The 18127-nt window shown below is 33.3% G+C and carries 15 protein-coding genes; all 15 read right to left on the minus strand.

The window, feature by feature from the left end:
• Nucleotides 1-98: 98 nt before the first annotated feature.
• Nucleotides 99-1871 (minus strand): helix-turn-helix domain-containing protein, encoded by a 1773-nt coding sequence (locus FQU21_RS07750; protein ID WP_147677430.1) that lies wholly within the window; start codon nt 1869-1871, stop codon nt 99-101.
• Nucleotides 1872-3899, minus strand: a complete 2028-nt coding sequence (locus FQU21_RS07755) for a Piwi domain-containing protein (protein WP_147677431.1) — start codon at nt 3897-3899, stop codon at nt 1872-1874.
• Nucleotides 3900-6851: a type I restriction endonuclease subunit R gene (locus tag FQU21_RS07760; protein WP_147677432.1), complete on the minus strand. Its 2952-nt coding sequence runs from the start codon at nt 6849-6851 to the stop codon at nt 3900-3902. It lies immediately after the preceding gene.
• A gap of 31 nt (nt 6852-6882) precedes the next feature.
• The gene (locus FQU21_RS07765; protein ID WP_147677433.1) at nt 6883-7776 is read right to left on the minus strand and encodes an Abi family protein; all 894 of its coding nucleotides are present in this window, start codon (nt 7774-7776) and stop codon (nt 6883-6885) included.
• Between the two features lie 322 nt (nt 7777-8098).
• Entirely contained in the window at nt 8099-9106 is a 1008-nt protein-coding gene (locus FQU21_RS07770) for a virulence RhuM family protein (protein ID WP_246124792.1), read from the minus strand.
• 4 nt (nt 9107-9110) lie between these two features.
• Entirely contained in the window at nt 9111-9404 is a 294-nt protein-coding gene (locus tag FQU21_RS07775) for a helix-turn-helix domain-containing protein (RefSeq protein WP_147677434.1), read from the minus strand.
• 159 nt (nt 9405-9563) lie between these two features.
• Nucleotides 9564-11849 carry a DUF3987 domain-containing protein gene (locus FQU21_RS07780; protein ID WP_147677435.1) on the minus strand — a complete coding sequence of 762 codons (2286 nt, stop codon included), beginning with the start codon at nt 11847-11849 and terminating at the stop codon, nt 9564-9566.
• Complete coding sequence (locus tag FQU21_RS07785) at nt 11839-12123, minus strand: helix-turn-helix domain-containing protein (protein ID WP_147677436.1); 285 nt, start codon at nt 12121-12123, stop codon at nt 11839-11841. The genes FQU21_RS07780 and FQU21_RS07785 overlap by 11 nt, the downstream gene beginning before the upstream one ends.
• Before the next feature lie 2 nt (nt 12124-12125).
• A complete protein-coding gene (locus FQU21_RS07790) occupies nt 12126-12428 on the minus strand; it encodes a helix-turn-helix domain-containing protein (protein ID WP_042292012.1) in 303 nt (100 codons plus the stop codon).
• 121 nt (nt 12429-12549) lie between these two features.
• Nucleotides 12550-13620, minus strand: a complete 1071-nt coding sequence (locus tag FQU21_RS07795; protein WP_147677437.1) for a DUF6617 family protein — start codon at nt 13618-13620, stop codon at nt 12550-12552.
• Nucleotide 13621: 1 nt separating this feature from the next.
• On the minus strand, nt 13622-14728 hold the full coding sequence (locus FQU21_RS07800) for a site-specific integrase (RefSeq protein ID WP_147677438.1): 1107 nt from the start codon (nt 14726-14728) through the stop codon (nt 13622-13624).
• Nucleotides 14729-14732: 4 nt separating this feature from the next.
• Nucleotides 14733-15137 carry a helix-turn-helix domain-containing protein gene (locus FQU21_RS07805; protein ID WP_147677439.1) on the minus strand — a complete coding sequence of 135 codons (405 nt, stop codon included), beginning with the start codon at nt 15135-15137 and terminating at the stop codon, nt 14733-14735.
• Nucleotides 15138-15373: 236 nt separating this feature from the next.
• Nucleotides 15374-16771, minus strand: a complete 1398-nt coding sequence (gene mnmE, locus FQU21_RS07810; protein WP_147677440.1) for a tRNA uridine-5-carboxymethylaminomethyl(34) synthesis GTPase MnmE — start codon at nt 16769-16771, stop codon at nt 15374-15376.
• Nucleotides 16772-16786: 15 nt separating this feature from the next.
• Entirely contained in the window at nt 16787-17617 is an 831-nt protein-coding gene (locus FQU21_RS07815; RefSeq protein ID WP_147677441.1) for a CvfB family protein, read from the minus strand.
• A 124-nt stretch (nt 17618-17741) separates the two neighbouring features.
• Nucleotides 17742-18080 (minus strand): DUF2853 family protein, encoded by a 339-nt coding sequence (locus FQU21_RS07820; protein ID WP_147677442.1) that lies wholly within the window; start codon nt 18078-18080, stop codon nt 17742-17744.
• Between the last annotated feature and the right edge of the window lie 47 nt (nt 18081-18127).

The raw sequence follows: 18127 nt of genomic DNA on the forward strand, positions 1-18127 counted from the left end.
CGTTTTTTGATTTTTAATTAAAAGATGATGCAAAGATTCATCAGATAACTAAAGCAATCGTTCTGAATTATAATTTGAAACGAACTGATTAAGATTTGCTACGAATTGGCTTTTAACCAAACCTTAGGGGTAATGCCCTCCGTTTTTTTGAAATAAGTATTAAACACACTTTTAGAATTAAAGCCGCTATCATAAGCTAATCCAAGAATGGTGAGGTGTGAATTTTTAGGATCTAAGGCTATGGTTTTAAAATAATTTAAACGGTATGAATTAACAAAGTCATTGAAATTAGCATCAAACACTTGGTTAATTAAATAGGACATTTTATTTGTATTTAACCCTAAAACATCTGCAACGTTTTTTAGTGTTAATTGCGGATTTAAATACGGTTCGTCTTTCTTAAAATACGAGAGCAGTTCTTCTTTTAAACTAACTATTTGTTGTTTACCCAAAAGAATTGAGTGTGATTCTTCTTGCTCTATTTGAAGGGGTTTAACATCTTGTAAAACTAAATTTGATTGATGCAGTTCAGAAAATCCATTAAGATTATGTAGCTGATGCAAAAAAGGTTCTTGCCTAAAGTTGATGACTTGACCTCGTCTATGATTAACCATTTCTTTTAAGCGAGAAAAACCAATTTCTTTATGGTTTGAATTACATAAAATAAATATATCGTAAGGAACTAACATTGTTAATTCATTGTCTCCTTTTGACCATTTTGAAATATCATCATTTATTATTTCCGAATCCTTTTTATTAATGAGGTTAAACAATAGGTTTTTTTCTTCAATTAATGAGGTATTCTGAATAAACAAGTTAAACTGCTCAATGTCATTCAACCATATCAAACAAAAACATTTTAAATGATGTGCCAATTCTAGTTGAGGGTTCAACGTTAACGCGTAGTCTATTGTTTTTAGTGCTCTATCAAATTGACGTTGATAGTAGTAAATATGAGCTAAGGTGTAATGATTGTTAGCCGAAAGCGGATCTACCTCTAATAATTTGTTGGCATATTGTAAAGCAACATCAAAAATACCGAGAGCAATACATAATTCTGCCATCGCTTCTAAACCATCTATGTGATTTGGGTTTATCTCTAATACTTTATTTATATGTAGGTAAGCATTTTTAAAATCCCATTCTTCCCAGAAAAACTTACCTACAAAAGATAATGGATATTCTGGTAAAGAGGTATCTATTTCCTTAGCAATTAGCAAATTACTTATTGCTAAATCCATCGCTTCTTGATAGGGCATATAGCCCCACATTGCCAATAAGCCATAACATTGCAAATTGGCATAGTAAGCTTTTGCATAATTCTTATCGAGCGCAATGGCTTGGTTGTAAAATGTAATAGCCTCTTTTATGCTTTCGGGTGTCCATTTTAATTGTAATGAACGTCCTTTTAAAAACAATTGGTAAGCCTCAATATTGCTTGTGGGTTGTTTAATGAGGTGATCTTGTACTTCAAAATGCCCAAAATTGTTTCTGACCTCTTCTGCAATCGCTAAACTAATTTCGTCTTCTAATTCAAAAATGTTAATCAGTTCTCTATCGTATTTTTTGGACCAATAATGTATTCCATCCACAACATCTATTAACTGTGCTGTTATTCTAACCTTATCTTGTGCTTTTTTTATACTCCCTTCAAGAATTGTGTTTACACTTAATTGCTTACCAATTTCTCTAATATCAATATCCTTTCCTTTAAAAGCAAAAGAAGAAGTTCTTGCTATAACTTTTAAGCCATTAACCTTTGTTAATGCATTGATTATTTCTTCTGTAATACCATCACAAAAATAATCGTTATCAATATCACTGCTCATATTGACGAAAGGAAGGACTGCTATAGATTGTGTATTTTTCATTTATAAAAACCAAAGGTTATTTTTACCGAAGTCAGGTAGTTTATCGCCTTCAAAATGAGGGAATATTTGAGCTACCATTTCTGGGTATTTTATGGTTACTGGTAAGTTTTGTTGTTTTACGGATTTCCAATACATTCTGCTGAATTGATATACTTGGTCTATCAACTCTTTTACAATTGCTATATCCTCAAAATAGTCTTTCTTGGTACAATATAGACTTAGTTTTACAGGGAATGGATAATCTCTGACTTTATCATTTTCGCTATACTTAGCATTGTTGAATAACAAATATTTTAGATGTGCAATTTCTATGATTGTACCACTTAAAGGCATTAAGGCATCATCATTGGTATCAAACGCTACATAGTCGCTTGATTCTGTTTTGTTGATGGTTACTATGACTATTGGAATATCTAATTTTAATCGACTTAAAGTCTTTTGAATTGGGTCTATTTCATCTTTGCTTATTGGTTTATAGTAGTGAATGATTAGCCTTTCTGCTTTGTTATCATTATCCACAACAAATTTTAAAATCTGTTTTCCTATTGCTCCAGCTATTAAGTCAAATTCATTATCTCTAAAACAATCAAAGCCTTTAAACTCTCCCTTGTTATTAAAACAAAATGCACTACCTACAAAACGAGTATTGGTTTCCATAGATTTAAAAGCACCTACGCCCACAATCAATTCTTGTTTGAGTTCTCTATCTAAACGCCAAGGAATACCGTCTATTTTAGCCAATAATGCAGGTGTGATATTCTCTAAGAATGCACCAAAATAGGCGTTATTGATACTCTCTTTATAAATGACTTGTGAGGTTATTTCGTGTTTTAAAAGTTCTTCTTTGACTTGATAATACAAGTGTTTGTTATCTTCATCCTCTTTATGAATAGGGCTTACGTAAACCGCTACATACCTTGTATTTGGTTGTTTCTCTAAATTGATTAGATGATGTTTGATTTCTTTGATTGCAGTATCTGGACTGTCAAAAGCTAAACTGGTATCGTTATCCATATAAAATGGCTGACGAATATGTTTTTTTAGCGGTGGGAAGTAAGATTTATAACCTTTCTCAAAATAATTGTACAAAGGAATTACATAATCTTTTCTATCAGGTTTATGGTATATAAAAAAGAACCTTACATTATCGTGTGGACTTGCTTTATAAGGACCAGGATTTTTCATTCCTACTTTTGGGTCTATACCTACGCCATCATAAAACCTTAAATTGTTTGAGTGATAATGTGTTTGCAATACTTCATCTTCTGGAATATCAAAAAAGCCATTTTCATCTAATGGAAGTATGGCTCTAAATTCATCTGTATTTAGATAGTTGTTGTAAAAAGTGGTTATATAATTAAAGTAAGGTTTGTATCTATTGCCTTTTCTTGGTACTGTATGCGGTATTTCTAAATGGTTTTTAAGTGGTATATTGAGTAATGGATATACTTGGCCTAAATGCTGTTTAGCATCTTCTGTAAGGTATTTAAAACGCTGTATTTCTTTGTTGTAAACTACTGTTTTGAAATATTCCGTAGGAATGTTGATTTCATCAATACTTGTGGTAGCAACTTTAGAAGTGCTATCATAAGATAAAAGCAATGCAGGACTTTTAGTTAAGCCTGAAAATTCAATTTTTAGGGTGTATTTGTTATAGCTGTTGTATTTGGTTGTTGATGCTTTAGCGTCTAATAACCACACTTCTATATCGCCTACATAATTGAATTGTATTGCATCTGCAATATCAATGAAATAATGATATACCAAACGTGTATAAAGGTGCTTTGCAAACTTTGTACTGCTGTATAAATCTACTTTGGTTTTGAGTATACAATCTTCTGTATCTTTAAAATTGGTGTAGTAGTATTTATGCCTTACAACTTCTTCTTTTTGGTTATCCCATAACTCATTGGGAAGCTCGGTTCTGTGTATAGGGAAATAACCTTCTTTTTTCTCAGTATAAAATCCAAACTCCTTCTGAATAGAAGGGTGTTTGAATGGGATGATATTTATTGTAAGGTTTTTCACTTATAATTGCTGTTGATTATCATTTTGTTGCTTCCATATTTTATCAAAAACAAAGTCTAAATATTGACGTTTGAAGTCTGGGTCGTCTGTGAATTTTTTATATAAGTCTGTGTATTGAAAAATCACATCTTGCATTAAGTCTTCCACTTTTTTATCCGAAGTTATTTTAGCGTTTTGCTTATCGCTGTTCTTAACTGCATTAACGGTAACTTCATCACGTGCAAAGTCTGCTGGTAATTGCTCAAACAAGAAGTTTTTTACTTTATCATCATCAGACCAATTATCTATACCAAATCTTGTATTAAATTCATTGATAATCGCTTCTAATTCTTCAAAACCAAGTTCTCCTTTTTTACCTTTCATTACAGGTGGCGTTGGGTCTAATTCTTCATCTCCTTTTAATTTGATGTTTTCTTGTGTGGTTTTTGTTAAACGGTAACTATCTAAGTCTATAGCTTCTAAAATACCTTTGGCTAAATCTTCAATTTCTTCTGGCTTTATCTTAGGTATTAAAAATTTTAAAAACCAATACAGACGTTCCCAATAGACATTGCTGAATGAAAGTATTTTAGAAAGAAAGGCATAAGTTCTAAAGAATGATTTTGCTTTTACATAAAAATCTATTTGTGCATCTTCATCAAGTTCAGATTTAAACGCAGCTACACATTTATCGATAATTGGGTCTAATTCTTGACGGTCTGCTTCTTTAAAATATAGTTCCGTAAAGTTTACAATATCGTCCTGTGCATAGACTTGTGCATTGTCTAAAGCATCTTGTAAGTCGTTTAGCTTATTAGCATCTGTTTCTTCACTTAAAATAGTAGTGGTATAGAAGGGTTCAAATGCTTTTTTAATATCTTCTGTTGAGTTGAAAAAATCCATTACAAACGTATCTTCTTTATACGGTTTGTAAGCTCTGTTTAATCTAGATAAAGTCTGTACTGCTTGAACATCTGCCAATTTTTTATCTACATACATTGTATGTAAAAGAGGTTGGTCGAAACCAGTTTGAAATTTATTAGCTACAATTAAGAAACGGTACTCCTTTTTCTTAAACTCATTTGGAATGTCATTACTTGGGAAACCGTTTAATTTCGCTTCATCTACATCTTCACCATCTAATTCTTTTGTGCCTGAAAATGCAACAATAGCTTTGTAAGGCGAATTGATTTCCTTCAAGTATTCTTTAAATGCCTGGAAGTATTTAATTGCATTATTAATGCTTTTACAAACTACCATAGCCTTTGCCTGACCGTTTATCTGCTTTCTAATATCTGTATGAAAATGGTCTAACATTACTTTAGATTTTTCCATAATAGAAAACGGATGACTTTCTACATACGCCCTTAACTTCTTATTTGCTTGACGTGTTTCAAACTCTGGATTATCTTCTACCGCTTTATCTAATTTGTAGTAAGATTGGTACGTTGTATAATTTTTAAGGACATCAAGGATAAATTCTTCCTCAATAGCCTGTTTCATTGTATAGGTATCAAATGCCTTAAATTTTCCTTCTGCTGTTTGTGTACCAAAGGTTTCTAAAGTTTTGTTTTTAGGTGTTGCGGTAAAAGCAAAATAACTCCCGTTTTTAAGCATTTTACGGTTTTCAATCAATTCATTGATAACATCTTCAGATGTTGGAGGCTCTTGTTCTTCTCCGTAAGGCGTTTCTTTTTCAGATAATACCCAGTTCATTTTACTGGCTGTTTCTCCACTTTGACTACTATGTGCTTCATCAATAAGTATGGCGAACTTTTTAGCTTGTAGAGTTCCTATTTCATCTATGATGAAAGGGAACTTTTGAACGGTGGTTACGATTATCTTCTTACCATCTTCTAAAGCTTGTTTGAGTTGACGACTTCCTTTGTCTATGGCTTCAACAACACTATTTACCTGAGCAAATTGCTTGATGTTATCTCTAATTTGTTTGTCTAAAACTCGTCTATCGGTAACTACTATGACACTATCAAAGACAGCTTCTGTATATTCTGTATTATGCAGACTTACTAATTGATGAGCTAACCAAGTAATGGAATTTGATTTACCTGAACCTGCTGAATGTTGTATCAAGTATTTTTGACCTACTCCGTTTTCTTTAGCGTGGCCTAAAATGGTTTTAACCGCTCTTAATTGGTGGTATCTTGGGAAAATTAACTTGCGTTTTATTTTGCCTGTATCTTCATCTTTTTCCTCAACTATTTGGGCATAGTTTTCAATGATATTACTAAAACTTTCTTTGGTTAATATGTCTTTCCAGAGGTAATCTGTTTTTAGTCCATTTGGGTTTAATGGATTTCCAGCACCATCATCATTTCCTTTATTGAATGGTAAAAAGAATGTTTTAGTACCACTCAAATGGGTTGTCATATACACTAAGTCTGCATCTACTGCAAAGTGTACCATACATCTGCCAAATGTAAATAGGGCTTCTTTTGGGTCTCTATCGTTTTGATATTGACGAATGGCATTTTTTACATTTTGTCCTGTCCATTGATTCTTTAATTCTAAAGTACTTACTGGTAATCCGTTTATAGAGACTACCATATCTAATGAATTACTATTGGCTAAACTGTAATATAACTGACGAGTAACTGAAAAGATATTTGCTTTATATTGTTTTTGTGCAGTTTGGTTTAAATGTGATGTTGGTTTTTTATAGTAGAGTTGTACTCTAAGGTCTAAATCTTTAATACCGTTACGCAAAATCTCAATAATTCCTTTTTGACGAATTTGGTCTGTCAATCTTTTAACAAACTTTTCTTCTCCTCTTTTTAGAATGGTATCGTAAGCAAGAGGTTGTGTTTCCTTAATAAACTCGAAGAGCAATTTTTTATTAATGCAAAGGTCTCTGTCGTAATCTGCACTATAACTTTGACGGTAGCCATTATTTTCTATCAAATGTTTTTCTATGATAGTTTCTAAGCCTTTTTCTGAGGTATCGGATGTTTGCATAGTTATATATAGCTGTCTTTTTATTTTATTATTATTTCCATAATGGTTCGTTTTGCCAATTTTTAGGGAACCCCATTTTATACAAAGGTGTATTTGGGAACTCTTGAAATAAATCAAACAATTCTTCTTTTAAATGATGCCCTGGACTTATTATGTTATTCATATATAATATGGCAGAAACCAATGGAAATATTTTTCTGCGTTGATGTTGATTTGGTACATAGCTTAAAAGTGGATATTTTGTACTTTTAGGCCAATCGTACTTATTTATAATTACCCTGTTCCATAATCTACTATGATGGGCAACAATGTTTCTTATGTAGGTAACACTTAACAACCAACTGGCTAAATACTTTTGATTATTTAAACCAAACTCATTGGCTATTGTAGATTTTTCAGGCAATTGGTGGTTTACATTTCTATATAATTTAGATAAAGTACCCAATGTGATTACCTCTAAAGACTTCCAACATTCAGGCGTATCTTTTGGGTGATTTTCAAAATGTTTTACGATAAATTCTTCGCTACTATCTGTGACATCTTTTTCTAATTTTGCTATAAATTTATTGTGATGGTATGCGTTTTGAAATAATTTTGGGTCGTAATGCCAATGTGGACCATATTTTAAAGACATATGATACATCAGCTTAGTACGCAATGCAACTTCTATACGCTCTATGGCATTGAATATGATTAATCTAAAATGCCTATCGAAGTTGTAAAAGTCTATGACATCTTCAAAGTAACTATTAGGAGCGAATTTGTGATTTATTTTATCTATTTGCATTTCCCACCAATAGCCTTTTAAGCGGTAATAACTAATATTGCCTAAAAAGTGTGGGGCATCTGCAACATTATGAAAGAGCATATCTCTATCTTGTAGCAACTGTATTTGTTCTTGTATGGTTTTAGCTGGTTTTGGCATTAACGCAATGTGTTTTGAGTTAATGAAACAGGCTTAGAAAAAAAGAAAAGACCTCCCAAGTGTGCATCAAAGAGAGGCAAAGGAGGTGTATTATGTGTTATGGAATGGTCTAAAAAAAAGAAGACCCACTTGCTGTTCTTACGGGAAGCAGAATGGGTACTGTTACCGCAAAGATACGTATAAACGTATGATTTCACCAAACTTTTTAACAAAATTGTGATACTTATTAACATTGAAATACGTTTAAACCTCTTGACAACAAGTTTTTTAATACTGTTTTGAGTATTTAGAGTTTGGTGATTGATTTTATACGTACTTTTCATTATTTCTTCCCTTTCTTTAACCCTTTCACCATTTTATCAAAATCGGATTCTATTTTTTGTGTTTTGTTAAACTTATCATATTCTGAAAAGGCTTTATTTTCTGCCTGTTTCTTAGATTTTTTGCCTAAACCGTCTAACACTTTGTATTCGTTGAAAGCTAAAAACTTATTAACGCTTAAAGCTAACTGCTCCATAGTAAAGGTATTTCTACGTTCTATAAGGTTTTCTATATAATCGAAATACCCCGATACGGTACGCTCTAATTGTTTTATTTCTTTTTCTTGCAGGTAGTTCTTGGCTACTTTGGTGTCTTGTTTTAAAATTCTACCCTCTGGAGCATTTTTCCAAGTGGTTAAACCCATATTATCAGTTTTACTATTTGCCTTTAGGTAGATAATTTCGGCTGCTGTTTTACCTGTAATGGCAAAATGAAATTTGTTTTGTACGGTAGCGTAAAAATTCTTGGTAATGTCTGATTTTGGGTCGTAATCTATACTACATTCAGCAAATATGTCTGTAATTTGTTGGTATATTCTACGCTCGCTTGCACGTATGGAACGAACACGCTCTAATAGCTCTTTGAAATAATCTTTACCAAAAGCGGATGTACCTTGTTTTAAACGGTCATCATCCATTACAAAGCCTTTAATAATGTATTCTTTTAAGGTTTTTGTAGCCCATATACGAAACTGGGTTGCTTTGGTAGAATTTACCCTGTAACCCACAGAAATAATGGCATCTAAATTGTAATATTTGGTCTTGTAGTTTTTGCCATCAGATGCAGTTGTTTCCAAAATGGAAATAACTGAATTTTCTTCTAATTCGCCACTTTCAAAAATGTTACTTAAATGCTTACTTATAGCCGGAACACCTACTGAAAAAAGTTCTGCCATAGCTTTTTGAGTCAACCAAATGGTTTCATCATTCAAAATAGCCTGAACTTTTACCTCTCCATTAGGAGCGGTGTACAGAATAAAATTATTGTTGTTGGGTACTAATTCGCTCACTTGGTTATTTTTTAAGTTTTACGAGTTCCTTTTCTGCAATATTTAAGGCTTGCAATGCCTGTTCTTCATTTTCTACCAATTGAAATACTTGGTCTGCTAACCATAATGAAAACAGTTCGTTATAGTCAAGTTTGAAAAGTTTTGCTAATGGTTCTATATGTTCACGTTTAGCGGTTTTTTCTCCTCTTTCTATTTTACTAAGCATTGCGGTATCAATGTCTAACTCGGCAGATAAGTGCCTGAGTAGCATTTCTTGTTCTTCTCTTTTAGACCGTATTAAGTCTCCGAATTTATTCATTGCTTATTTGTTTGTATTAAATACATTTGTTCACGCAACATTAATTAACTCGTAATTAGGAGTTCACGAATGCTAACGCATTTGTCAAATATAGACAAATTCAAAACAAACAAGAACAAAAACCACAAGAAGAATTTCAAAAAGTGCAAAGGTTGCAAACTATAAAGAAGATGTAATCTTCTGATAGTATCCGTAACTGGGTTGCGAGAGATGTGAACCTAACAAGGATTTGAGCAAATTATCAATAGAACGGTCTTTTAGTTGGTATTTCTTGCCTATGATGATGGCTTCTTCACGTTTGAAGTTTTGCGGTAAGGCTTCAAAGAATTGCTTTTTATTGTTAGCACCTTTAAAAACTCCTGTTTCTTCTTTCTTTGGTAGGTTATTGTACATTAACAAACTGTGTTCGAGATAAACATTTGCAATCATTAACGCCATTTCAAAATCTTCATCCGTACACGTAACATTTTCGGTACAATCGCCATTATCAAATTTGCGAAGCGTGGATAATATCATACAAATACGATACAGAATTAAGCCTAATCGTTTTACTACGCTACCAGCTTCTTCTGCTGTAAAGGTGGTTACTTCTGTTAACCATTGTTGCCCTGTATAATTAACCGTTTGCCATTGTTCTTTAGATAAGTGTATTTGCGTTGGATTTGCTTCTAAGAAGTGAATCATTTCTAATACATTCTGCGATAAGGTTTCAAAATGGTCATTTAAATTTAAGGTATTGCCGAAAGGCGATACATCTTTCCAAAGTTGCTCTACCTTAAACGTGTAGAATAAAAAACGACTGAATAAACCATCTTCTGCAGATGCAATAATATTGGCTACTTGACCAGGCGTACCAGATAAAGCAACTGATATTTTAGGCTCCTTGATAATAACATATTCATTGTCTGTTTTTCTTGAAACAGAAATAGTTTCAGAATGAAACGCTTTTCTGAGCATATCAGAATATCCGCCCCAATCTTGCTTAAAAACTGCTCCCATACTATCAGCTTCTGTTTCGCAAATAATTCCTTTACCTTCATTTTGTTGTATGTGTTGTAAAATGGCTGCATAAGATGTATTGGCAGGAATGAATACCACTTTAAAAGGTGGTTTTACAGGCTCTTCTGGAGTTTCTGTATCGTCTTTCTTTCGGTTTCTTTGTTCTACCTTGTATTGAGCTAATTCGGCTTCATAAATGGACTTATCTTGATTGCTTTGTTCCAATACACTTTCTTGATATGGGTCTGCCAATATTTTAGCGAATTTTAAAGCACCTTTTCCGCTTGCTGCTGGAGCTATGATAAACGAAAACAGATTAGGAAATACAGTCTGTTGAGCATATACACCTGATACATTTGGTAAACAACCGCTAAGAATAGACAATGCACCTGTAAAGAAAACATCTCGTTCTCTTGGGTCTGTAAATGCCATTGTACCTTTTCTTAAAACTTCTGGTAGATTATCAAATAATTGCTCGTCAAAAGTTGGTGTGTTTTTTAGGTAATCTTCATCACTTACTATCTCATTTGGTTGTGCTATTTGCTTATGACTTGGATAGCTCGCAAATTGCATAGCGTTGTTATCATACGCTGATTTTACGGATGCTTTTATTTCATCTTTGTTTAGGTCGTAAGTATTTAGAATAAGATGCAAAGTATCATCATACACGATTCCTCTCCTGTTGCAATTACAAGCCAATTGATATATGAAATTGTTTCGGTTGCCGTCTGCATAGCTTTCTTTGTTTTCGGTGAATGTGATACACTCGGTAAAGATTTCTGAACTATTACTGTTTTCATTATTGCTAAGATTTTGGGTTACTACTGTTTTTGATGCTGTTGGTGTGATAGGCTGTAAAACCGTTTCGGTTTTTACCTTGAACTTTTGGTTTTGTATGTTCTTATACCCATCAGGGTCATAAGACACAAAACACAACCTTGTAATGTCTTTGCATTTTGGGTCTGCCTCAATACCAACTTCTTTTTCATAAAACGCTTGCACTTGTGCATAAGTGTTTTTATGCTGTTCCATAGTAGAATCTACTTCAATAAAAACTTTTAGGCCATTACCGCTTGGGCTTGTGAAACAAGCAAAAGTGAAAGGAATGGATTGTATTTTCTGTTTTGCTTCTTGAAGCTCGTCTGGTTCTAACTTATCAAAATCTAAGTGTACAAACCCGCTGTACATTTTAAAGTATTCCATTTTACGACCGCCTTCAAAAGTTGCTGACGGTGTAAAGGCAACTAATTCTTTTTTGAATTGGTCTGCTCGTTCTGGTTTACCCATTCCAATAGCCATACGGATAGCTTCAATAGGTTCTTTATATTTACCCTCAATAACGTCCTTTACTATAAGTAGTAAGGCTTTATTTTCTATGGGTTGATTGAAATTTTTATATATAGTTGATGATGCCATTTTAGAAGTATTTATGTGATTATTTTCCATTGATAGGTGCTTTAAAATTTTTGTCTAGCAATTCGAGTATGTCTGATAAGCGGTAGTAGATTTTGTACCCAATTTGGCAATAGCCTATGAGTCCGCTATCTCGCCAATATTGAGCGGTACGCTTACTTACATTCATTATCTGTAGAAACTCTTGGGTGTCGAAAAACACTTGGTCAGGATTGCTTCTTTGCTTGTCTTTAAGCATAAGCGTTAGTTCTGATAGTCTATCGTCTATCTGTTCTAACTTTTCGTCTAAAGGATGATAAAAGCCCATATCTAACTGCGTTTGTTTTGAATTAGATAATTGGCTGCTGCTTTTTCGATTTCGTCCGTAGAAGATTGACGGTTACGCTGTAACCATTCGTCTAACTCGGTACGATTGAAATAGAGTTTTTTACCTTGTGGGCAGAAATGCGGAACGGATTTCTGACTGGTAAGTTTGTACAGATGCGAAGCACTTATATCTAAATAGCTACAGGCATCATTGAAGTTTAGTACTTCTTTCTTTAAGAGGTTTTGTTCCTCTATCTTTTGCTCAAGTCTGTTGAGCTTTTCTAAAATTAAATTTTCGTTACTCATTGTGTTACGATTTTTAAAAGTTTTACAATAAATTCTATTGCAAACTTATATCGTAACAAGCTAGTAATCAGCAAGAAGGTAACGTCTTACTAATATATCTTACTCATCTTACTGTTTTTATTTACAGTTGTCTGAGAATGTCATCAATAGTGCCTTGTTCTTTAGGGTAGTTGTTCTTGTTTTTATACAAATTATTACGTTTCAAATCCGTTCCTTTTTTAGAATAAAAGAGGTTTGATTGTTCAATAGTTGTAGGATTGAAATTGCTAAAGTGTTGCTCCATTTTTGAAACTATGTAACTGAATTGTGTTGTCTCACAACCTAAATGAATTTGAGGAGCACCAATCTTTAAATCTTTACTTGTTAATACACTTACTAATTGCTCTACTGTGGTTTTATCTTCATTCAATAATTCAATATCACGATTGAGTAAAGAGAGTACCGATTTTAGCTTTGTTGTATTTCCAGTAAATCCAAATGAGAAACGTTTGTCTTTTTCGAACTTATAATCATCAACACCTAAAAGGATATTGTTTACTGTTTGAAATTCAGGAGTTGTTTTGTCAATCTCTATATCTGAAATAGGTTGTTGAAGTAGTTCTCCGTAAAGCTCATTTTTTTTTGACGGTAATTCCGAAAGGAATTGAGGATATAATTTTTCGGTTTCCTTTAGAAAACGAATTACATTAGCAATGAGTTGCGGAATAACAAAAGCTGTCAAGTCGGTTTGCTTAAAACTGTCTTGGTCTGTTCCTATTCTTAATAATAAGTCTTTGCAAGATTTCACTACATTTTGAACTATCTCTTTTTTCTGAATTTCTCCAATGTCCTTATTTACACATTTAAAAACTCTGTCTGATAGTCTTGTAGCTTCATTTAAAAGCAAATAATGATAAAACCTTTGTGTTGCTGTGGTGGGTTCAGCTAACTGGGTTTCAACCAATGGATACAGAATATCGTGATTAATATCGGTATCTGCTTGCAGTAGGTAGATTTCCAAACCATCTTCTTTGAATAGATTAGGCTTGTTTTTTTGGATTTCCTTTAACGCCTTGTAATACTCGTTTATAGTCTGCTTTGGCTGTATAAATTTTGCAGACAAATTTTGTCTGTAAAACTTTTCATTGACTGCATCACTTGCCCAAGGTTTTAGGTCGCCATAAATGATGCTTTTAAAAATAGTTAGTTCCATATTATAAATCGAGTTGAATTTTATTAGCTGCTTCTTTCTTCTTGTTATCTATTACTTTGGCATATATCTGAGTGGTTTTTAATTCTCTATGTCCTAATAGCTTTGATACGGTATAAATATCTGTACCCATTGTAAGTTGTAGGGTCGCATAGGTGTGTCTTGCACAATGGAACGTGATATTTTTAGTAATACCTGCACGAAGCACCCATTGAGCTAATTTAACATTGTGCCAAGCACTATATTTTAAGCCTTTGAAAACACGCGCTGTTTTTTCCTTTTCTTCTCCTAACATATTACGAGCTTGCTCGGATATTGGTAGGGTTTCCGCTCCTTTGGTTTTTTGTTGTCTGAAACGTATATAGTAGCCCATTTCATCAGAATGTTGCACCTCTGACCAAACTAACTTATTTATATCTGACCATCTTAAACCAGTAAGGCAAGCGAATAAAAACGCAGTTTTTAGCTGCTTGCTTTCGCAATCTGCTTTTACTAATGCTTGTACTTCTTCTAAGGTTAAAAACTCTCTTTGTGGTTCGCCTTGTTTAAATCCCTGGACTTGCTCCGCAGGATTGTATTTTAAAATACCATCTCTAACCGCTTGTTTTAATGCTGCCTTTAGTTTGTTGAAGTAGGAGTATTTGGAATTTTGAGATAATTCGTTTTCACTTTTGGTTTTAGCTTCATTGTCTAAATAATCTTTAAAGCCTTGTACCCAATCACGATTTACTCTATCAAATGAAATATCTCTTGGACTGTATTTTCTTAGATGCTTACCAACACTATCCCAATTGCCATAATTACCTAAACTGGCTTTTCTCTTTTCTGTGAGTGCATCAAAGTATAATAAGAAACTGCCTTTTAGTTTCTCTTTGTCTTGAAAATCATAAATATTATTCTGAATTTCTAAGTGCCTTTTGGCTCTGATACTTTCAGCTAATTGTAGTATCGTTTTATTTTGGTCTTTCTCTGCCTTAGTAAGTGAACCTTTTTCTGGGTCAGGTTTGAGGTACAATTTTAAATATTCATATTCTCGCTTACCATTGGCATAGTAATCTAAATACAAACTGATTTTGTTTCCTTTCTTGCGTTTTCTTAATGTTACTTTCATAAGGCTAAATTTTAAAGAGATTATCGATTTCTGTCCGTTTTATAATAGTGCGCCTACCTAATTTTGCAATGCTCAATTGGTTGCGTTTTATCATCCGCTGAATAGTCCATCTGCTTGCACCTAATAAATTGGCAGCTTCAGTAATACTTAGAAATTCTTTATCTCTTAGATTGATATGATTTCCTGCTTGTGTAGGTAAGGTTTGCAGAGTTTGCAAGTTTTCGGAAGATGTAGGCTTGCTATTATTTATTTGCTCGGATAGGGTGGATTGTACTTTTTCTTCTCGCTTACGTTGTTTGTAGGCTCTACTTGCACACGTATGACCGCAATACTTAGTGGTGGTCTTTTGTGCAACAAAAGCCATTCCACAGAATTGACAGAATTTCGGTATTTTAATTGTACTGCTCATTTGGTGCTACTTGTAGCTCAATGTTGCTTGGTGGTGCTTGGTGGTGCTTGGTGGTGCTTGGTGGTGCATCATTTCGCTTTGATTTGTTGCTTTATGATTTGGGCAACAGATAAGCTATTAGGGCAACAATTGAACAACAAATATAAGAAATAAAGAGCAATTGGGCAACAAAAAAGAGATGCTAAAATCTTATAAAGTCAATAAAAACAAGTAGTTAGAAAATAAAAGAAAGATAATTACTTCCCGATACAAAAATTAGCAAAAATATTACCCAACAAATCATCGTTAGTAATTTCTCCTGTAATTTCTCCAAAATAGTATAAAGCTTGGCGAATATCAATAGCTAATAAATCGCCCGAAATACCAGATTCTAAACCATTTTTCACATGATCTATTTCTTCAAAAGCTTTTAAAAGCGAATCGTAATGCCTAGAATTGGTTACAATAGTATCATTATTTCTAAGCGCTCCTGTGTTTACAAAACTAAGTAGTTTATCTTTAAGTTCTTCAACACCCAGGCCTGTTTTAGCGGATAATAAATGAATATTAGGAATTTCAGCTTTTACAAGTTCTATGTCCTTGTCTTCTAATTTATCAACCTTATTAGCAACAACCAATAAAGGTTTTAGCGGATACTTATTTTTAACTTTTTCAACTTCAATTTTAAAAGATTTCAGGAAAGATACTTCTTTAAAATTGCTGCTATCGGCAAGAAAAACTACCACTTGAGCTTGGTCTATTTTTTCAAAAGTTTTCTTAATCCCGATGCTTTCCACTACATCGGTCGTTTCTCGAATTCCAGCGGTATCAATAAATCGGAATCCAATACCACCAATAGAAATTTCATCTTCAATAGTATCACGAGTAGTTCCAGCTATTTCGGAAACAATGGCGCGCTCTTCATTTAAAAGCGCATTTAAAAGTGTGGATTTTCCAACATTTGGTTCACCCACAATAGCAACCGGGATACCGTTTTTAATAACATTTCCAACAGCAAAAGAGTCTATTAATCGTTTTAAAACAAAAGAAATACGCTGGGTTAAATCTTTAAATTGTGTTCTATCGGCAAACTCTACATCTTCTTCTGCGAAGTCCAATTCTAATTCTATTAACGAAGCGAAATTTAAAAGTTCTTCACGAAGTTTTGCAATTTCAGAAGAAAAACCACCACGCATTTGCAGCATGGCTATTTGATGCGAGGCTTCATTGTCACTCGAAATTAAATCGGCCACGGCTTCTGCCTGACTTAAATCTAATTTTCCGTTTAAAAAAGCACGTAATGTAAACTCTCCTGCCGATGCCATTCGGCAGCCTTTCCGAAGACATAATTGTATAATTTCTTGCTGAATATAATTTGATCCATGGCAGGATATTTCTACCACATTTTCACCGGTGTAGGAATTCGGGTTTTTAAAAACAGACACTAAAACCTCATCTATAGTTCGGTTTTCGTCAATAATATGCCCTAAATGAATGGTGTGTGTTTTTTGAGCTAAAAGCGACTTTTCACTTTTAACAGATTTAAAACAGCTATCGGTAATAGCAATAGCATCCACTCCCGATAATCGAATTACGGCAATAGCACCCGCACCAGATGGTGTGGCTAAAGCTACAATGGTGTCTTGATTAATCATGAATTTAAAGCAATTTTAAACTAAGTAAATACCGTCTGGTTTTATTTCAATTTGGCGCTGTTTGTATAACGTTCCAACGGCCTTTTTAAAATTCTTTTTACTCATTTGAAGCTGATTTTTAATAGCTTCTGGACTCGATTTATCGGTTAAGTTTATAAAGCCACTATTATCGTGTAACTCATGCATAATTTTTTCTGCATTGGGCTCTATATTTCGGTAACCTATTTGCCCTAAAGTAATATCTAGTTTATTTCCTGGACGAATTTTTTTAACAATACCTTTCAATCGGTCACCAATACTTAAATCTCTAAAAATTTGATCTCTGTAAATTAACCCGATATGTGTTTTATTCACAATAACATTCATTCCTATATCCGATGGGTGTGATACAATTAAATCGACTTCATCAAATTGAGATACTGTTAATACGGTGTTATCTAAAAACCTGTTGGTTTTACTAGACGCCACTAACCTTTCGGTTTTTTCGTCTAAATAACAATGTATTAAATACCAGCCTCCTGGTTTCATTTTAAAGGCTTGCTCTTGAAACGGACAAAACAATTCCTTTACCAAACCCCAATCTAAAAATGCGCCGTAATCATTAACTTCATTACAACGCAAAAGCGCAAAACCATCGCGCATAACATACGGCATATCGGTTGTGGCAACAGGACGTTCATCATTATCCAAATACACAAAAACCTCTAATTTATCCCAAATTTTAAATTCCTTCGGAACGTATCTATTTGGTAACAAAACTTGGTTATCTTCATTATCTATTAAATAAGCACCGTGCTCACTTTCGCGAAGAATTTCTAATGTATTTACTTGTCCTAAATGTATCATGTGGCAAAGGTAATGATATTAGAAAAAAGAATCTATACTTCCTAAAAAATAGAATAAAGAAAAAGAAACAAAAAAAGCGCTACACAAGGGCAACGCTTCACATATATTATAAAAAAATTGATAATTAATATACCGATTCTTTATTGAAATGTTTGGTTAATAAATAATAGATAACGGCTCTATATTTTGTACGATTCGATTTTCCGTATTGTTCTAAAACAGCTTCGATACCCGCATCTAAACTTGCATCATCGGCTAAACCTAATTTTTTAATTAAAAAATTATTCTTTACAGTTGCTAATTCTGATGCATCTGACCCTGAAACGGTCGATGAGTCTTTATTATAAATCGATGGACCACAACCAATAGTTACTTTGGTTAGCAAATCCATGTCTGGTTCTACGCCGCATTTTTCTTTTAAATCTGCAACATATTTTACAATTAATTCGTCTCTTTTACTCATGTTTAGAATGTTTAAATAAGGTTAATAAAATAAGTGTTTTAAGGTAA

Origin of the sequence: Algibacter pacificus, assembly GCF_008033385.1 — a bacterium.
Lineage (GTDB): Bacteria > Bacteroidota > Bacteroidia > Flavobacteriales > Flavobacteriaceae > Algibacter > Algibacter pacificus.

Bases quoted from the DNA above. Each gene is read 5' to 3' on its own strand.
- FQU21_RS07750 (WP_147677430.1), bottom strand. From the start codon at position 1,871: ATGAAAAATACACAATCTATAGCAGTCCTTCCTTTCGTCAATATGAGC.
- FQU21_RS07760 (WP_147677432.1), bottom strand. From the start codon at position 6,851: ATGCAAACATCCGATACCTCAGAAAAAGGCTTAGAAACTATCATAGAA.
- FQU21_RS07765 (WP_147677433.1), bottom strand. From the start codon at position 7,776: ATGCCAAAACCAGCTAAAACCATACAAGAACAAATACAGTTGCTACAA.
- FQU21_RS07775 (WP_147677434.1), bottom strand. From the start codon at position 9,404: ATGAATAAATTCGGAGACTTAATACGGTCTAAAAGAGAAGAACAAGAA.
- FQU21_RS07780 (WP_147677435.1), bottom strand. From the start codon at position 11,849: ATGGAAAATAATCACATAAATACTTCTAAAATGGCATCATCAACTATA.
- FQU21_RS07785 (WP_147677436.1), bottom strand. From the start codon at position 12,123: ATGGGCTTTTATCATCCTTTAGACGAAAAGTTAGAACAGATAGACGAT.
- FQU21_RS07790 (WP_042292012.1), bottom strand. From the start codon at position 12,428: ATGAGTAACGAAAATTTAATTTTAGAAAAGCTCAACAGACTTGAGCAA.
- FQU21_RS07795 (WP_147677437.1), bottom strand. From the start codon at position 13,620: ATGGAACTAACTATTTTTAAAAGCATCATTTATGGCGACCTAAAACCT.
- FQU21_RS07800 (WP_147677438.1), bottom strand. From the start codon at position 14,728: ATGAAAGTAACATTAAGAAAACGCAAGAAAGGAAACAAAATCAGTTTG.
- FQU21_RS07805 (WP_147677439.1), bottom strand. From the start codon at position 15,137: ATGAGCAGTACAATTAAAATACCGAAATTCTGTCAATTCTGTGGAATG.
- mnmE (WP_147677440.1), bottom strand. From the start codon at position 16,771: ATGATTAATCAAGACACCATTGTAGCTTTAGCCACACCATCTGGTGCG.
- FQU21_RS07815 (WP_147677441.1), bottom strand. From the start codon at position 17,617: ATGATACATTTAGGACAAGTAAATACATTAGAAATTCTTCGCGAAAGT.
- FQU21_RS07820 (WP_147677442.1), bottom strand. From the start codon at position 18,080: ATGAGTAAAAGAGACGAATTAATTGTAAAATATGTTGCAGATTTAAAA.